The organism is Polaribacter sp. Q13 (genome assembly GCF_016858305.2).
Taxonomy (GTDB): domain Bacteria; phylum Bacteroidota; class Bacteroidia; order Flavobacteriales; family Flavobacteriaceae; genus Polaribacter.
The window spans coordinates 290,943-307,481 of the sequence record NZ_CP074436.1; the positions used below are offsets into that span (position 1 = coordinate 290,943).

General features: G+C 29.8%; 11 protein-coding genes and 1 riboswitch. Of the genes, 7 read left to right on the plus strand and 4 right to left on the minus strand.

Going from position 1 to position 16,539, the window contains the following annotated elements; genetic code table 11:
• Positions 1-10 precede the first annotated feature (10 nt).
• A riboswitch (cobalamin riboswitch) is annotated at positions 11-211 on the minus strand.
• Positions 212-226: 15 nt separating this feature from the next.
• From JOP69_RS01320 to JOP69_RS01335, 4 genes are read right to left on the minus strand one after another with little or no spacing between them, the layout of a single operon-like run.
• On the minus strand, positions 227-754 hold the full coding sequence (locus JOP69_RS01320) for an AAA family ATPase (RefSeq protein ID WP_203393766.1): 528 nt from the start codon (positions 752-754) through the stop codon (positions 227-229).
• Positions 747-1,688 (minus strand): adenosylcobinamide-phosphate synthase CbiB, encoded by a 942-nt coding sequence (gene cbiB / locus JOP69_RS01325; protein ID WP_203393767.1) that lies wholly within the window; start codon positions 1,686-1,688, stop codon positions 747-749. Before cbiB ends, JOP69_RS01320 begins: the two co-directional genes overlap by 8 nt.
• A complete protein-coding gene (locus JOP69_RS01330) occupies positions 1,679-2,686 on the minus strand; it encodes a histidinol-phosphate transaminase (protein WP_203393768.1) in 1,008 nt (335 codons plus the stop codon). Before JOP69_RS01330 ends, cbiB begins: the two co-directional genes overlap by 10 nt.
• A complete protein-coding gene (locus JOP69_RS01335) occupies positions 2,680-4,143 on the minus strand; it encodes a cobyric acid synthase (RefSeq protein ID WP_203393769.1) in 1,464 nt (487 codons plus the stop codon). Before JOP69_RS01335 ends, JOP69_RS01330 begins: the two co-directional genes overlap by 7 nt.
• Positions 4,144-4,448: 305 nt before the next feature.
• On the opposite strand from JOP69_RS01335, the gene JOP69_RS01340 reads away from it, so the two are divergent.
• The 7 genes from JOP69_RS01340 to JOP69_RS01370 all read left to right on the plus strand — a co-directional run bounded on the left by JOP69_RS01340 (position 4,449) and on the right by JOP69_RS01370 (position 15,980).
• Positions 4,449-5,219, plus strand: coding sequence for a LytTR family DNA-binding domain-containing protein (locus tag JOP69_RS01340; RefSeq protein WP_203393770.1), 771 nt, complete (start codon positions 4,449-4,451; stop codon positions 5,217-5,219).
• 1 nt (position 5,220) lies between these two features.
• On the plus strand, positions 5,221-6,861 hold the full coding sequence (locus JOP69_RS01345; protein ID WP_203393771.1) for a sensor histidine kinase: 1,641 nt from the start codon (positions 5,221-5,223) through the stop codon (positions 6,859-6,861).
• A gap of 93 nt (positions 6,862-6,954) precedes the next feature.
• Positions 6,955-9,510, plus strand: a complete 2,556-nt coding sequence (locus tag JOP69_RS01350) for a zinc-dependent metalloprotease (protein ID WP_203393772.1) — start codon at positions 6,955-6,957, stop codon at positions 9,508-9,510.
• Between the two features lie 3 nt (positions 9,511-9,513).
• Positions 9,514-12,807, plus strand: a complete 3,294-nt coding sequence (locus JOP69_RS01355) for a SusC/RagA family TonB-linked outer membrane protein (RefSeq protein ID WP_203393773.1) — start codon at positions 9,514-9,516, stop codon at positions 12,805-12,807.
• Positions 12,808-12,817: 10 nt separating this feature from the next.
• Entirely contained in the window at positions 12,818-14,134 is a 1,317-nt protein-coding gene (locus JOP69_RS01360) for a RagB/SusD family nutrient uptake outer membrane protein (RefSeq protein WP_203393774.1), read from the plus strand.
• Between the two features lie 84 nt (positions 14,135-14,218).
• Positions 14,219-15,256 carry a hypothetical protein gene (locus JOP69_RS01365; RefSeq protein ID WP_203393775.1) on the plus strand — a complete coding sequence of 346 codons (1,038 nt, stop codon included), beginning with the start codon at positions 14,219-14,221 and terminating at the stop codon, positions 15,254-15,256.
• A gap of 82 nt (positions 15,257-15,338) precedes the next feature.
• Positions 15,339-15,980: a hypothetical protein gene (locus tag JOP69_RS01370; RefSeq protein ID WP_203393776.1), complete on the plus strand. Its 642-nt coding sequence runs from the start codon at positions 15,339-15,341 to the stop codon at positions 15,978-15,980.
• Positions 15,981-16,539: the final 559 nt, after the last annotated feature.

The window sequence follows — 16,539 nt, forward strand, 5'->3', positions numbered from 1 at the left end:
GAGAGTTACTATTAAAAATTTTTGAAATGGCAGGTCTCCTGACTTAACTTAACATTCATTTACCTTCCCATAGATCTCTACAGTGGTGTTAAAATGATGTCTTTTTTATAAGTTTTACAGTTGCGGGAACAGTTTTGGATTTTAACCAAATTCCCTTTTAATTCCATACCCTAAATTAAGGATATAAGAAACCAATAACAATACAAATATATCGATTATATTTGAATTAAAGTATGTATTTTAGTATCAGTTTGGTTCTTTTTTTAGCAGAATATTTGGGTAAAAAAACGATTTTAAATCCTTTGCTCTTATATTGTTCTAAAAGTGCTTTTTCTAGTTTTAAGCAATAATCAAATTCTTGTAACCTTTGTCCATCTTGGCAGTATATATCAAACCAAGTTGGTGCAAAAAAAATAGTGTTATGGTAAGTCTCTTTATAAGGGAAATTTTTAAGATAACTGGGAATCATTTTGTTTTCTAAAGCTAAGTATGCTTCTAAATCTAATAGCGATCTATCACAAACTAAAGCATCACTAATTAATAATTCTTGACTCGTTACATTGAATACCAAATCGGAGAAACGATTAAGGTTATCCCAAGGCAAACCGTTACTGTTATTTTTTTGTTCCTCTAAAATAACTTTTCTTGCTACTTCATCCATACAAGAAATAGTGTTTTTTAGAAGGTTTATAGTAGTCGTTTTCCCAGTACCTGGAGCTCCTGTAATAATGTATTTTTTTTGAAGTTTAGACATTCTGAAACAGTAATAAAATTGCGATACTTAAAAGACAAAATAAGATACTTACAGCATAATTAATGCGACTAACAGTTTTAATTTCTTCGTGTTTAATTACACGGTTATTACTGCCAATAAAAGGTTTTTTTAGTAATTTTCCGTGATAATAATTAGGTCCTCCAAACTGACAATCTAAAATATAGGCTAAGGCAGCTTCTGGATAACCTGCATTTGGGCTGCTGTGTTTTTTTCCTTCTTTAAAAACAAAAGAAATTCCGCTTAATTTAAATTGAACAACCAACATTAACAGTGCGGTAATTCTAGCCGGAATATAATTGGCAACATCGTCTAATTTTGCAGCAAACTTTCCAAATGATATATAACGATCATTTTTATAACCAATCATGGAATCTAATGTGTTTATCATTTTGTAAGCCATTACCCCAGGAATACCCAAAATTAAAAAGTAAAAAAGAGGTGCAATCACTCCATCACTTAAGTTTTCTGACATGGTTTCTAACGTGGCAATTCTAATTTGTTGTTCGCTTAAGTTATCTGTTTCCCGTCCTACAATCCAAGATAAACGTTTTCGACCGGCTTCTAAACCTTCATTTTTAAGGGTATTAAAAACGGCGTACCCTTCTTTTATCAAGGTTTTGTTAGCAAGACAGTAAAACAACATTAATATTGAAAATAAAAGAGAGAGGATAGGGAAGTTGTACGTATTTAATAAACGAATAATTAGGTAAGGTAATACGAAAGAAATACCAACCAATAAAATAGTTAATAGTGCGCCTTTAAGGACTTTAGAAGCACCTTTGTTTAATTTTTTTTCACCAAAAGAAATACTATTTCCGTAACCAACAATAAGGTGCGGTAATTTTTTAGGATCTCCAAAAATGGCATCTAAAGCAAAGGCAATTATTAAGATGTAAATTGATGTTAAATCCATTTTTTTAAAGCTTCAATTAATATGTTATTAGCTTCTTTACTTTGAGTAGAAAGCCGAATATATTCTCCTTCTAATCCATTAAAGTTTGTAGCGTCTCTTATAAGAATTTGATGTTGTGTACTTAAATATTCTTTAAGTTTTTTTGCTGATGTACGCTGTAATTCAACTAAAAAATAAGAAGTAGTACTATCACAAACTTTTATGCCTTCTATGGCGGTAAGTTGTTCTTTAAAAAAAGCAGTTTCTTCTATTAACTCAGTACAATTAAATTGAAGGTTTTTATAATTGTTAAAAATATATTCTCCTGCTTTTATTGCCAATAAATTTACGCTCCAAGGCATTTTTAAAGCTAAAAGATTGGTAATATTTAAGGGATCTGAAACTACATAACCAAGACGCAAACCCGGAATGGTAAATGTTTTTGTTAAGGAACGGACAACTATTACATTGATGTACTTTTCTGTTAATGAAACAATAGATTCTGTACTGTTAGTAAACTCGATATAAGCTTCATCAATAATAAAAGTAGTATCTGGTTTTTGTTGAAAAAGAAGTTCTAATTCGCTTTTAGAAAAAATAGCTCCCGTAGGATTGTTAGGATTGCAAATAAAAACTAAATCGGCATTGGTTTTATGTATTTCTGATCTAGAAATTAACTCGTATTTTAATTTAAATATTTTACAAGCATCTTCATATTCCGAAAAAGTTGGTGCAACAATTGCTGCCTTTTTATCAGAAAAAAACTGAGCAATGAGATAAAAAGCTTCGGTTGCCCCGTTGGTAAACAAAAACTGATCGTTTTTAAGGTTGAATTTTTTAGCAGCCAATTTATTCAATTCACTTGCAGCAGGAGAAGGGTAACTTTGTATTAAACGAACGTGCTTTGAAACCTCATCAAGCAGCGCTTTAGAGCATCCTTTATAATATACATTAGAACTGAAGTTGTGCTTAATCTCGCCTTCAATTAAATGAAGATCATCGCCGTGGCCATTTAGCATATTTCTGAGCTGTTTTTTACAATCGTTTCCATGTCTAAATTTTCATCGATCCAATCTGCTAATTTATCAAATTGTTGGGCTTTAAATTCCTTGTAGTTTATAGCTGTTGCGTTCGGGAATTTTAATTGCAACAATTCGGTAACTACGTCTTGGTTATCAAAAATACCGTGTAGGTAAGTTCCCCAGCTTTTATCACCATCAAAAAAACCTTCATATTCACCTTCAATAAGGTTTAAATGTTTGTTTTTGGGTACAGTAGTTTCTCCCATGTGGATTTCATAACCTTCACAAGATTCGTTATAATCTTTAAATTGAAAATTACGTTGTATGGTTTGTTTTGTTTTGGAAAGAGTTGTTTCAATATCAAACAAACCTAAACCTTCTTCTGAATTTACATTACTTTCTACAGAAAAAGGATCATTAATAACATTTCCTAACATTTGATATCCACCACAAATTCCGATAATAGGAATGTGCTTATATTGTTCTTTTATAATAGTATCTAAATCTTCTTTTTTTAAAGCAATTAAATCTTCAATCGTATTTTTAGTACCCGGAATGATGATAACATCTGCTTTGTTTAATTCTTCGGCATCTCTTGTAAAATACAGGTTGATGAGTGGTTCTTGCTCTAAGGCCTGAAAATCTGTATAATTAGACATGTAATAAAGTTTTACTACAGCAATATTTAATTTATGGTCTATAGCTGTTCTTGCTCTAAGATTCAACGCAACCGAATCTTCTTCTTCTATAATAATGTCTGTAGCGTATGGTAAAACACCTAAAATGGGAATCCCTGTGAGTTCTTCTAATTTCTTTTTTCCATCAACAAATAAAGAAGGATCACCTCTAAATTTGTTAATAATAATTCCTTTTACCAATGTACGTTCCCAATCTTCTAGCAATGCTATAGTGCCGTATACGCTTCCAAAAACACCACCTTTATCAATATCTGCCACTAAATATACACAAGCATTTGCTGCTGCTGCCATACGCATGTTTACAATATCTCTATGTTTTAAATTGAGTTCGCTAATGCTTCCAGCACCTTCCATTACAATCGGGTTGTGCTTGGTAGCTAATTCTTTAAAAGAATTTTTAGCTTCTTCAAAAAGATGTTTTTTATCATTGCCTAAAAAATATTCTTTAGCGGTTTGGTCACCAATTGGTTTTCCATGTAAAATAACTTGCGATTTATTTACAGAAGATGGTTTTAATAAAATGGGATTCATTTCTACCGTTGGCGGAATTCCGCAGGCCTCTGCTTGTACTGCTTGGGCTCTTCCAATTTCTAGATTATCTGGTGTAGAAAAACTATTTAAAGACATGTTTTGTGCTTTAAAGGGAGCAGGCGTGTATCCTTTTTGTTTCAACCATCTACAAATTCCAGTTGTTATCCAGCTTTTACCAACATCAGAACCTGTACCAACTAACATGATAGGTTGTAACTTTTTCATTCTTTTTTTGTTTCTTATAGAAAACAAAAATATTAAATTATATAGACTTAGTATTACGTTAATGATAAAGTTATTGCAGGAATATGTGTAACTTTTGTTATAGTAATAAGAAATACTACTTACTCGACGGTATTTCTATAAAAACGAGTGTACAAAAAGAAATAATTTGTTTACAATTACTTAAAAAACAAAAATAATGTTCTCTTTTTTTCAAAAACAGAAACAAATTACTAAAGTGTGCATTAAAAATGTATAATATTGAGTAAGTTGCCTACTTAATTAAAATACAAATAAATTGGTTTAAAATGGATATTGTTATTATTGAAGATGAAGATTTAGCAGCAGCATCTTTAGAAAACTTATTATTAAAAAGTACGTATTCTATACATATTAAAAAACGATTAGAAAGCGTAGCGCAATCTATAGCGTGGTTTAAAAATAATACCTGCGATTTAATTTTAAGTGATATTCATTTAGGAGATGGGGAAAGTTTTGAGATTTTTGAAGCTTTAAAAATCAATGTTCCTATAATTTTTACAACGGCATTTGATCAATATGCCATACAATCATTTCAATTTTTTGCTATTGATTATTTATTAAAGCCATACGACAAACATAAATTAAATGCTGCACTAGAAAAGTATAAAAATTACGCGATAACTCCTGCTAAAGATTCTAGTGATTTAGAAAAACTATTAAATCATTTTAAAAAACCTAAAGAGCCTAAAGAAGCACAACAACGGTTTTTAGTTTCTAGAGGCGAAAAATTAATTTCTATAACTGCTGATGAAATTGCCTATTTTATGGCAGAAAACAAGTCTCTTTTTTTATTTACCACAAAAGGGGATAGTTTTTTGTATGATGATACTATCATGAATCTAGATTTAAAGTTATCAAAAAAAGATTTTTTTAAAATAAATAGAAAATACATTGTAAGCCATACAGCTATAAAAACAATTATCAAATACAGTCAGAATAGATTAAAAATAGAATTAGAACCTTCATCTAAACAGAATGATTTTGTTTTAATTAGTTCAAAAAATGTGCGTTCTTTTAAAGAATGGTTAAATAATTAATATGCAAACCTCTATATTTTGGACTCGTTTAAAAAAACATCGGCAATATTTATATATAAGTATGCTGTTGATTGCTGTATTTTTTATTGGTAGTTCGTTAATTACTCCTAAAATCACATCGGTTACAGAAGATTTAATTCAAGATATTATTCAAGGAAATTTAAAATCCAAAGAAAATATTGTCGCTTTTGAATTTAATCAACTGAATAGCTCTTTTAAAAATTCACAAAAGATTCTTCGAAATTCACAAAATAATTCTTTTGAATTTTTAAAGGAAAAATTACTATTCACATCAGATCTAGCCATAGAGAACCATAGTATTTATAATAGTTTCGTTTCAATTGTTTCGTCTAATAAATTACATGAAACTCATTTTTCTAACAAGGAAGATTCTTTATATCAAAAAGAAATAGATACATTTCTAAAAGATATTCATTTTGTAAAAGATGAGGTGGTTATAGATACTATAGTTACAAGGGCGGATAAAGTAATTAATAGGAAAATTTATATTAAAAAGCTACCTAACAATAAAGTTGTTTATACAGGTTACGATGTTGATTTAATTTCATTTTGGAGCTATTTTTCAGAGACTTATAAAGGAGATGGAGGCTATACGGTAGTTACAAATAAAGATGGTATTTGCATGTTGCATCCTGACACAAAGTATATTGGAAAAAAAATAGAATCCTATTTTAGTACAATTTCTATTAAAAAAATTCTAAACAGTTCACTTAAAATTAATGGATATTTCGTTCCAAATAATATCAATTCCCTTAAAGATAAGGCGATTTCTGAATTTTTGGGTTTAGAGGTCTTACGTTATTATGATACTATTAAAATAGGAAATACACCTTTAATAGTAGTGGTTAGTTTTCCTGTGGGTATTCATTTAAAAGAAACTACAAAAAATATACAAGGATATTTTTCGTGGATTAGTTTTTTGGCTTTTACTACATTTATGTTGCTCTTAATAGCTTCTAGATTGCAGTTAAAAAAAGAATATGTAGAGAATTTAAAGGTTGTAGAAGAGAAGGAACAATTAACATATAGCAACGAAAAGTATCAGAAAGAAAATGCAATTCTTCAATTGAATCAACTTAAGAAAAAAATAAATCCACATTTTTTATTCAATAGTTTAAACTCTTTGCATGTTTTAATTGATTTAAATCCAGATTTATCACAACAGTTTGTATTAAAGTTAGCGGATGTTTATAGATACCTTTTAGATGAGAGAGACGGAAATTTAATTTCAGTAAAAAGAGAAATGAGCTTTTTAGAACAATATATTTTTTTACAAGAAATTAGATTTAATAAGAGCTTACATGTAACAATTAAAAATAATTGTGATGATACAATTTTAGTTAAAAAAATACCATTTCTCTCTTTAGAAACGTTGGTAGAAAATGCGATAAAACATAATGAAATAACTAAAATAAATCCGTTGATTATTACAGTTCTTATTGATGAAGATTTTATTACCATTAAAAATAATTACACACCAAGAAAGTGTAAAGCTAAAGATAGTCATCATATTGGATTGACTTATTTAGAGAATACGTATCAATTTTATAATATATCTGCTTTTAAAACAGGGGTAATTGATGACGAATTTGTGTGCATATTGCCATATATTACTCAATAATAGTATTTCACTCCGTTTTTTAATGAGTTCACTCTGTTTTGTTTTTCTAAGTTATTAATAACAAGCAAATTTGATGTTTTAACAATGTCATTTATGAAAATATCCTCTTTAAAAGGCGCTTTATTGGTTCAGTATTTAATTGTTTCTATTTTGATGATTACCAGCTTGTCTAGTTTTTCTCAAGATAAAAAGGATACCTCTGATAAAGAAAATCAAGAAAAAAAAGATTCTATAAAACCTACGGATGCTAAAAAATTGACGTATCAGAAATTTTTAAAAGAAGGAAACGTTAAAAAAGGATTGTTCAATGTATATTCTATAAAAGAAGATTACTATTTTGAAGTTCCAGATTCATTATTATCTAGAGATTTATTAATTGTAAATAAAGTATCTAGTGTTCCTTATGCTCTAAACGGACATGGGTTAAACAAGGGAATGACTTTTGAAACCAAACTTGTTCGGTTTTATAAAGACACTGTTTTAAACAAAGTTTGGGTTAAAACGATAAACCCTAGGGTTCAATCTCCAGAAAATGATGCAATTACTTTATCTGTTAAAGATAATTTTGGAGAATCTATTATAGAAGAGTTTGAAATTGAAACAAAAAATACAGACTCTACTTCTGTATTTATTAAAGTGAATAAAATTTTTAATGGTAAAGAGCAAAGTTTTAGCGATGTACTAACCAATATTGGTTTGGGAGGAAGTGTAAAAACAAACTTATCTATTTTAGAAAGCATTAAATCTTTTCCAGAAAACATTGTTGTAAAATCTTTGTTAACCACTTCTGTTAAAGAAGGCGGAAGTGCAGCATTACCTTTAACAATTGGTATTACTACAAATATTGTTTTATTGCCAACAGATGTAATGAAACCTCGTTTTTCAGACAAACGTATTGGGTATTTTACAAAACCGATGGATTATTTTTCTGATGATCAACAAGAAGTTGAATCTAGAGGAATGATTACAAGATGGAAATTAGAACCTAAAGAAGAAGATATCGAAAAATATAAACGAGGAGAATTGGTGCAACCTAAAAAACAAATTATTTATTATTTAGATCCTGCTACCCCAAAACAATGGCGCCCTTTTATAGAACAAGGTGTGTATGATTGGAATGTGGCTTTTGAAGCTGCTGGATTTAAAAATGTATTAAAAGTAAAGTTTCCATCTAAAGAGGATAAATATTTTGATGCAGATGATGTTCGCTATTCTGTAATTACCTATGCAGCATCAGAAAAACAGAATGCTATGGGACCTTCTATTGTAGATCCTAGAAGTGGAGAAATATTAGAATCAGATATTATTTGGTGGCATAATTTAATGAAAGGTTTACATTCTTGGATTCGTGTGCAAACAGGTCCTATCGATCCAAAAGCAAGACCAAACAAGTTTTCTAACCAACATATGGGAGAAGCAATTCGTTTTGTTTCATCGCACGAAGTTGGCCATACCTTTGGATTAAAACATAACATGGGCGCATCATTTAGCTATCCAGTAGATTCTTTAAGATCTAAAACGTTTACCTCTAAAATGGGAGGAACAGCACCGTCTATTATGGATTATGCACGTTTTAATTATGTAGCGCAACCAGAAGACAATGTTACAGATATTACCCCTAAAATTGGTGTGTATGATACCTATGCAATTGATTGGGGATATAGATGGATGGATGAGACATCTGCTCACCAAGAAATTTCAGTATTAAATCAATGGATTCGCAAACACGAAAATGATCCTTTATATTTTTATGGACCACAACAAGGTGAAGTAATTGACCCTAGGTCTCAAAGTGAAGATTTGGGAGATAATGCTGTAAAAGCAAGTGAGTACGGATTGAAGAATTTAAAGAGAATATTACCAAATATTTTAAATTGGACAGCAGAAGAAGGACAAGGTTATTACAAAGCATCAAAATTGTACAAAGCAGTTATAGATCAATGGGAAACTTATAATGGTCATGTAATGGCAAATATTGGTGGAGTTTATGTAAACAATACCGTTTATGGAGATGGTAAAAATACTTTTGAACCTGTATCTGTTAAAAGACAAAAAGAAGCACTGAATTATATTATAAAAAATGCTGTTTTACCACAAAAATGGTTGTTTATGCCAGAAACTATCAATAAAGTTTTTGCAGTAAGAGATGCGCCAGATGGAGAACGATATTATTCTCCTGTTTCTATGTTACGTATTTATCAAACAAACGTTATTTACGCTTTGATAAAAACAGATAGATTGATGAGAATTACAGAAAATGAAGTTTTAGTGAAAGATAATCAAGAGGTTTTTACAGAAGAGTATGTATTTGATCGTTTATTTGAAGCCATTTTTAAGAAAACTGTAAAGGGAAAATCTTTAGATATGTTTGATCGTATTACACAAAAAAACTATGTAGATGTGTTAACTGTAGATAGAAATAAACTACTAGAGAAAACAAAGAAAAAAACACTTTCAGAAGATTCAGAAAACTTTAAAAATGTACACTTCTCATACTTACCAAGAGTAGCAGATATAGGGACTAATAAAAGAGCTGCATTAGAAAAAGTATTAAAGCTTTTAAAGAAAAAAGAACATAGAGGAGATAGCGCAACTCAGGCACATTATAGTGACTTAATAGCGAGAATTGAATATAATTTAAAAAACTAAATCATGAGAAAATTAATATATCTATTAGTTTTTATACCCAGTTTACTTATTGCGCAGCAAGAAAAAGTAATAAGTGGTAAAGTTATTGACGCTGGCTTTCAAATGCCAATTGTTGGAGCTTCCGTTTATGCATCCTCTGCAATTATAGGGAATGAGACCAATACAAAAGGAGTTATACAAGGCACAATGTTAGGAACTACCACAGATTTTGATGGTGGATTTTCTCTAAAAATAGGAGCAGATATTAAATTTATCTTGGTTTCTTATATCGGATATGAAACTGAAAAAATTGATGTTTCTAATGTAACTACAAATTTATCTGTTGTTTTAAAGGAAACAGCAGAACGTTTAGATGAAGTTGTTTTAACGGGATATCAAAAAATAGAAAAACGTAAAATTACGTCTTCTTATACAAAAGTGGAAATGACAGACATCACTCAAGCAGGTGTTGCTAGTGTAGATCAAATGTTGGTTGGGCAATTATCGGGTGTTTCTATTCAACCTATTAGTGGTGCTCCTGGTGCTCCTTCAAAAATATCTATTAGAGGAGCTGCAACTTTAAATGGTTCTTCAGATCCTTTATGGGTGTTAGACGGAATTCCGTTAGAAGGAAATGATATTCCGCAAGATTTTAGAGATAAAGATAATATCGATAATTTACAATCGTACCCAATTGCAGGATTAAATCCAGAAGATATAGAAAGTATTACCGTTTTAAAAGATGCTTCAGCTACTTCAATTTATGGAGCAAGAGCAGCAAACGGAGTTATTGTGATCACTAGTAAAAATGGAAAAAAAGGAGCAATGCGCATTAATGTAAATGCAAATGTATTTGTAACTCAAAAACCAGATTTTAGTAAGTTAAATTTAATGAATTCTGCTCAAAAAGTAGACTTCGAATTACTTTTGGCAAGTAGATCCGATTTAAAATACCAACAAGATAGAGGAGAAGTAGCCAGAATATTAAACAGCTATGGTGAGTACAATAATTTTAGAGATAATGGTTTTGGTAGTATTTCTAACGATGCTCAAAATGATATCAATAATTTAAAAAACACCAATACTAATTGGGGTGACGAATTGTATGAAATGGCTATAAACCAACAATATGGTGTTAGTCTTTCTGGAGGATCAGAAAATAATGATTACTATTTTTCTACAGGTATTTTCGATGAAAAAGGAACAACGAAAGGTACAGGTCAGAAACGATTTAATATTACGTTAAAAGATAATTTTAATGTAAACAAGAAACTAAAAGTAGGGGTAGCGTTATTTGGAAGTCAAACCACAACATCTTCTTATATTACAGGAGCAGATGCATATACAAACCCTTCTAATTATTCAAGAAATGCCAATCCATATTTAAAAATAAAGGATGCGGATGGCAATTATATGTATGATCCAGATTTGGTAGAAAGATCAGATTTAAATCTAGATTATAACATTTTAGAAGAAAGAGAAAATACGAATTACGAGTTAGTATCAAGCTCATTAAAAGCCATTTTTGATGTTGGTTATAAAGTTAATAAAGACATTCACTTTACAACTCAATTAGGTTTACAATTAGATTTTGATAAAACTGAAAAGTATAGTGCAGAAGACAGTTACTATACCCGTAAATATGAGCAAAGATCTGAATATGCATCATCTACAGGTACTTCTTATTATATGCCTAAAGGTGGAATTATTCAGAATTGGAATGCAGATGTTTTTCAATATAACTGGAAAACAACAGCGAATTACAACACTTCTTTTAATGATGTTCATGAACTAGATGTTATGTTAGGGACGGAATTTAGAAGAAATAAAAGAACACAAATTCATACCAAAGGTTTTGGTTACAACGCAAACACTTTAACTTCTGTTGCTATTACAGATGAGCGTTCATTAACAAATTCGTTGTTTGACCCTTATCAAAAAACATTGAGCGAAAATGCATATGCTTCTTTCTTCGGAACAGCTTCTTATACATACGATAAAAAATATACAGCTTTTACAAGTTTAAGATATGATGGGTCTAACTTGTTTGGGGTAAATCCTAAATATAGATACTTACCTATTTGGTCTTTTGCCGGTTCTTGGAATGTATATAAAGAAGACTTTATGTATAATGTTGATTTTGTAACCGATTTAAAACTAAGAGCATCTTACGGTGTGCAAGGAAATATTGATAAATCTACATCACCTTTTGTAGTTGGAGAATATTATACAGAATCGATTCTTCCGGGAGTTAGCGAGGAAACTATTAGAGCGTTAAACGCACCTAATGGAAATTTAAGATGGGAAAAAACAGTATCCTCAAACGTCGGTTTAGATGTAGGATTATTAAATAATAAAATCTATATCTCAGGAGATTATTATGCTAGAAAAAGTACCGATTTAATAGGTTTAAGATCTGTACCATTAGAAAGTGGTTATAATTTTATCAATACCAATTGGGCTACTGTAAGTAATAAAGGGTTTGAACTTGCTATAAATACAACCAATATAAATACACCTAATTTTAAATGGACAAGTGGTTTAAATATCTCTCACAATAAAAGTATTGTTGATAATATTGAAATTAGAGAAGAAGACTTTAAACCTTCTTTAAAAGGATATAGTGTAAATGCCATTTTTGCAATTAAAACGGCAGGATTAGATAGCAACGGATTACCATTATTTTGGAAAGATGGTAAAAAAGTTTCTGCAGTAGATTTTTACAATTTAGAAGCAGGAACAAATGGAAGTCAATTAACAAGAGAAGAACACAGAAATTTATATTCTTATGTGGGCGATGGAACTCCGAAGTTTAGTGGTGGATTTAGAAATAGTTTTAAATACAAACAATTTGATTTACGTGTATTAACAAACTTTAATATAAAACAAACTGTAAAAGCTGCTCCAAGTTACAACCTTGCTTTAGCACAACCAGGTAATAATTACAATACGGATATTTTAAAAGCAGGAACTGGTAATTATCCAGCATTAATAGGAGCAACTTCTCCTGGTTTCGATACAGATTTGGTGTACACTTGGTTCAATTCTTCAGATGACGGACAGACGTATAATGACTTAGATATTTGGGTAAAAGATATCTCTTATATCCGCGTAAGCAGCATTAAGTTGAGTTATGCAATACCTATCAAAAAGTTAGAAAAGTTAAAAATATCAAGTTTAAACTTTAACCTAGAAGGACGTAATTTATTTGTGATCGGAACAGATTATGATGGCTTTTTTGACCCAGAAACGTATGGTAGTTTGTATGCGCAACCTATTCCTAGAATTATTTCAGCAGGATTTAATCTTTCTTTTTAAAAAATAATTTATGAAAAAAATAATATATAGCATTTTTGTAATTTTAAGTTTTATCTCTTGTGATAAGTACTTAGATATTGAACCAGTAGGGCAGGTAATACCTAAATCTGTAGAAGAATATAGAAGTTTTTTAACTTCAGCATATTCAATAGCCAAAAATCATAAGGTTTTAACAACGTATAGAACCGATGAATTATCTTTAAGTACAGACGCAGCTGGAATAGAGTTTTATAAAGATCTTTTTATTTGGAATGATGCAAACCCAAGTCCTTTAACAACTGTTTTTCCGTATGCTACTTTTTATAATACTATTTTTTACACCAATCATGTTATAAATAGTGAAGCTACTATAGAAGGAAATTTGTCAGAGAAAGAACAATTGGTAGGAGAAGCGTACGCTTTACGTGCAATGCAGTATTTTGAATTGATAAATCTATACGCTAAACCTTACAATAAAGTAACAGCAAATACAGATGCTGGTGTGCCAATTACTACTGAATATGATGCAGAAAAGGAGTATGCTGTAGAATCTGTTGAAGAAGTTTATGCATTAATTTTAAGTGATCTTGCTAAAGCAGAAAGCTTATTAAACATTCAAAAACAAGAGGTAGGATATAATTATAGATTTTCTGTAGTTGCTATAAAAGCATTGAAGTCGCGTGTGTATTTATATCAACAAGAATGGCAAAAAGCAATAGACGCAGCAAATGAAGCACTTGCTATAAATGCTGAAATTCAAAATCTGAATTCTGATACTTCTATAATGCCATCAGAATATAATTCCGTAGAATCTATTTTGGCATTAGAAACCGTTGCTTCTGTAGATTTGGTTAGTAATACAACCATTTCAGATGCTTTAATCAACGCTTATAATCAAACTACAGATTTACGTTTTCCACTTTATTTTAAGCAAAATACAGACGGAAGTTTTAGTTCTAAAAAAGGGGCAGAAACTAAATTTAAAGTTTCTTATAGAACAGCCGAATTAGAGTTAAACATTGCAGAATGTTTAGCAGCGTTAAATGAAGATGTTTTGGCAAAAGAAAAATTAATATCGTTTGCAGAAAATAGGTACACAACCGATGGTTTTAATACTTATAAAGCAAACGTAAATTCATTAAATAGTAACGACCTAAAAATAGAAATATTAGAAGAACGTAGAAGAGAATTTGCTATTGAAGGACAAAGATGGAATGATTTAAGAAGAACTACGCAACCTAAATTAACTAAGATTTTTGACGGAGTAACCTATATATTAGAGGAAAACGATGCTAGATATGTGATTCCTTTTCCTAATGATGCTACTATTAATAACCCTAATTTATAAATAAAAACAGTTGTAACCCTTTGTTATCTTATAGGTTACAATTTTAATAATAAGATAAAAATAACCCAATTAAATATTTAAATTATGAAGAAAATTTTTTCGATCCTTACTGTTTTTTTAACCTTAGCTGTAACTACTGTTTCATGCTCAAGTAACGATGATGCTCCAATAGAATCATCTTTGGCAACTATTACCGATTTTTCAATTGCTATTGATGGTGTAAATGCCGATGATATTGTTTACGACTTAGGAACTGATATTATTGTTACTGTTCCTTTTGGAACAAGTTTAACAGCAGTTACTCCTACAATTACAGTTTCAGAAAATGCAACTGTTTCTCCAGTTTCTGGTGCAGCAATTACTTTTGTAGATGGTGAAGCTAAAACCTTTACGGTAACTGCAGAAGATGAAGTTACTACTAAAAACTATACTGTAACTATAAATGTTCGTGGTGAAATTGGTAGTGGGTCTCAATTAGAAACGTATGTTTATACGGCAGATTACGGCTTTTTTGCTTTAAACACAACAACTACTTATGAGTATGATGATACTTTTGGATTTGTAAATAAAATCTCTGAAGACGAAGGATTTGGAGCTATTGTTTTTACTTTAATTTACGATGATAAAAACCAAGTTATTGAAAAAATTGCAGAAGGTGAAAGTACTGTTTATACATATGAAGAAGGACAAATTGTAAAAGCAGAATACAAAAAAGAAGATGTGTTAGTTTATACTTATATCTATACATATAATGCTTCTGGAAACTTAATTAAAGAAGAAAGAACAAATCATGAAGAAACAGATGCTGTTGTAGATAACATTAACACCTTTGAGTATGATACTAATGGAAATGTAATAAAAACGAACACAGGAACAGCTCAAACAAATCCGTCTGAAGCTACTTATGATACTAAAAACAATCCTTTTAAAGGTATTTATCCTGCAGCGTATGCAGCTATTAATGTTAGTTTTGATGCTGTAAATACAAACAATCCTATTACCCGTGATACTGCAGATGTTACTTATGTATACAATACCGATGATTATCCTTTAGAATCTTCTTATACTAATAGTGAATTTGATTATACATTTAATAAAGCTTTCACTTATTTAGCGAACTAATTAAACCAATTCCTCCTTTTTTATTTATTACGCAAACGCCCTTAATTATAAGGGTGTTTGTTTATATCAAACTTATTTTAAAATGAAAAAATCTTTTTTAATACTCTTTTCTTTTTTGATGTTTGCTTGCGAATTAAACTCTACAAACGAAGAAATAGTACCACCTAATAAAGAAATTCCATTAACAAAATTAGAAAGTATCATTAAGTTATATAATGAGTCTGTCTTTCCGTTATTTAAAAACTATAAGAATGTTGTAGTGCCTACAGATTTTAAGGTTGATAAAGACGATTTAAGTATAAATGCAGGCGCTAGTTTTGGGCATGTAGAAGTAAGCCAAGGTTTGATAAACGTAACAAAAAAACATATTCAACTATTTGCTTTATCACATGAAGTGGCACATATTGTAACAATATCACAAGCAAAAATTTTTGGTTTGCAAGGAAGTATTCCTAAGGGAGCAATAACAAACGATTATAAAAAAGCAGAATATTTAGCAGATTTAATTGCAATTCATTTAATTAAATCAAAACTCAATAAAGAGTTTAGTTTATTAAGTACAGACTTTCCTTTTTTACAAAACTTGTTAGGAAATAGTACTTTTACGCATCCTTCTGGGAGTGATAGAATTAATGATATACAAACGTATTTAGAAAATAGTATATCAACGAATAATGATGAATCTTTTAAAATCAATTTCCTTAGAATATGGAAAATGGAGTAGTTTTTATATGAGTAACTAATACATAAAAAAGTAGTTTGGATTTTACATTTTATCTTCTATAATTAAGCCAAATAAAATCTGTTAACTAATATTTTTAAGTTAGAATATATCTGAATTCTACCATATATAGATTTATCATAAAACCATTTTTTTAATTCAATAATTATAAGGCTAATTTATTTTTGTTTAATTATATAGTAAGCAATAAAAACTTATTAATTAAGGTTGAATTGTATTTTACTTCTTCATCTTACTTGTAAAATTATAACAACTATGTTGCAAAGTGCAACATAAAGAGAAACATTATCTACTTTTAATAGCGTATGAACGTGTAATAGATTTTTTTTAATGGTCTAAATTATACGTTTGTTTCTTTAGAAATTGGAGGGCTATCTTAAAGTGAAATTAGCATCATCTCAATTAATAAACTTAAAAGAGTATAAATAGAAACGTTATGTTCTTATCAAGTGGTAGAGGCATAAAATTTTTCTGGGAATTTTAGAGATGCGACTCAATCTAATGATACAAGTGCAACTCATAATTATATGGCTATAAGTTG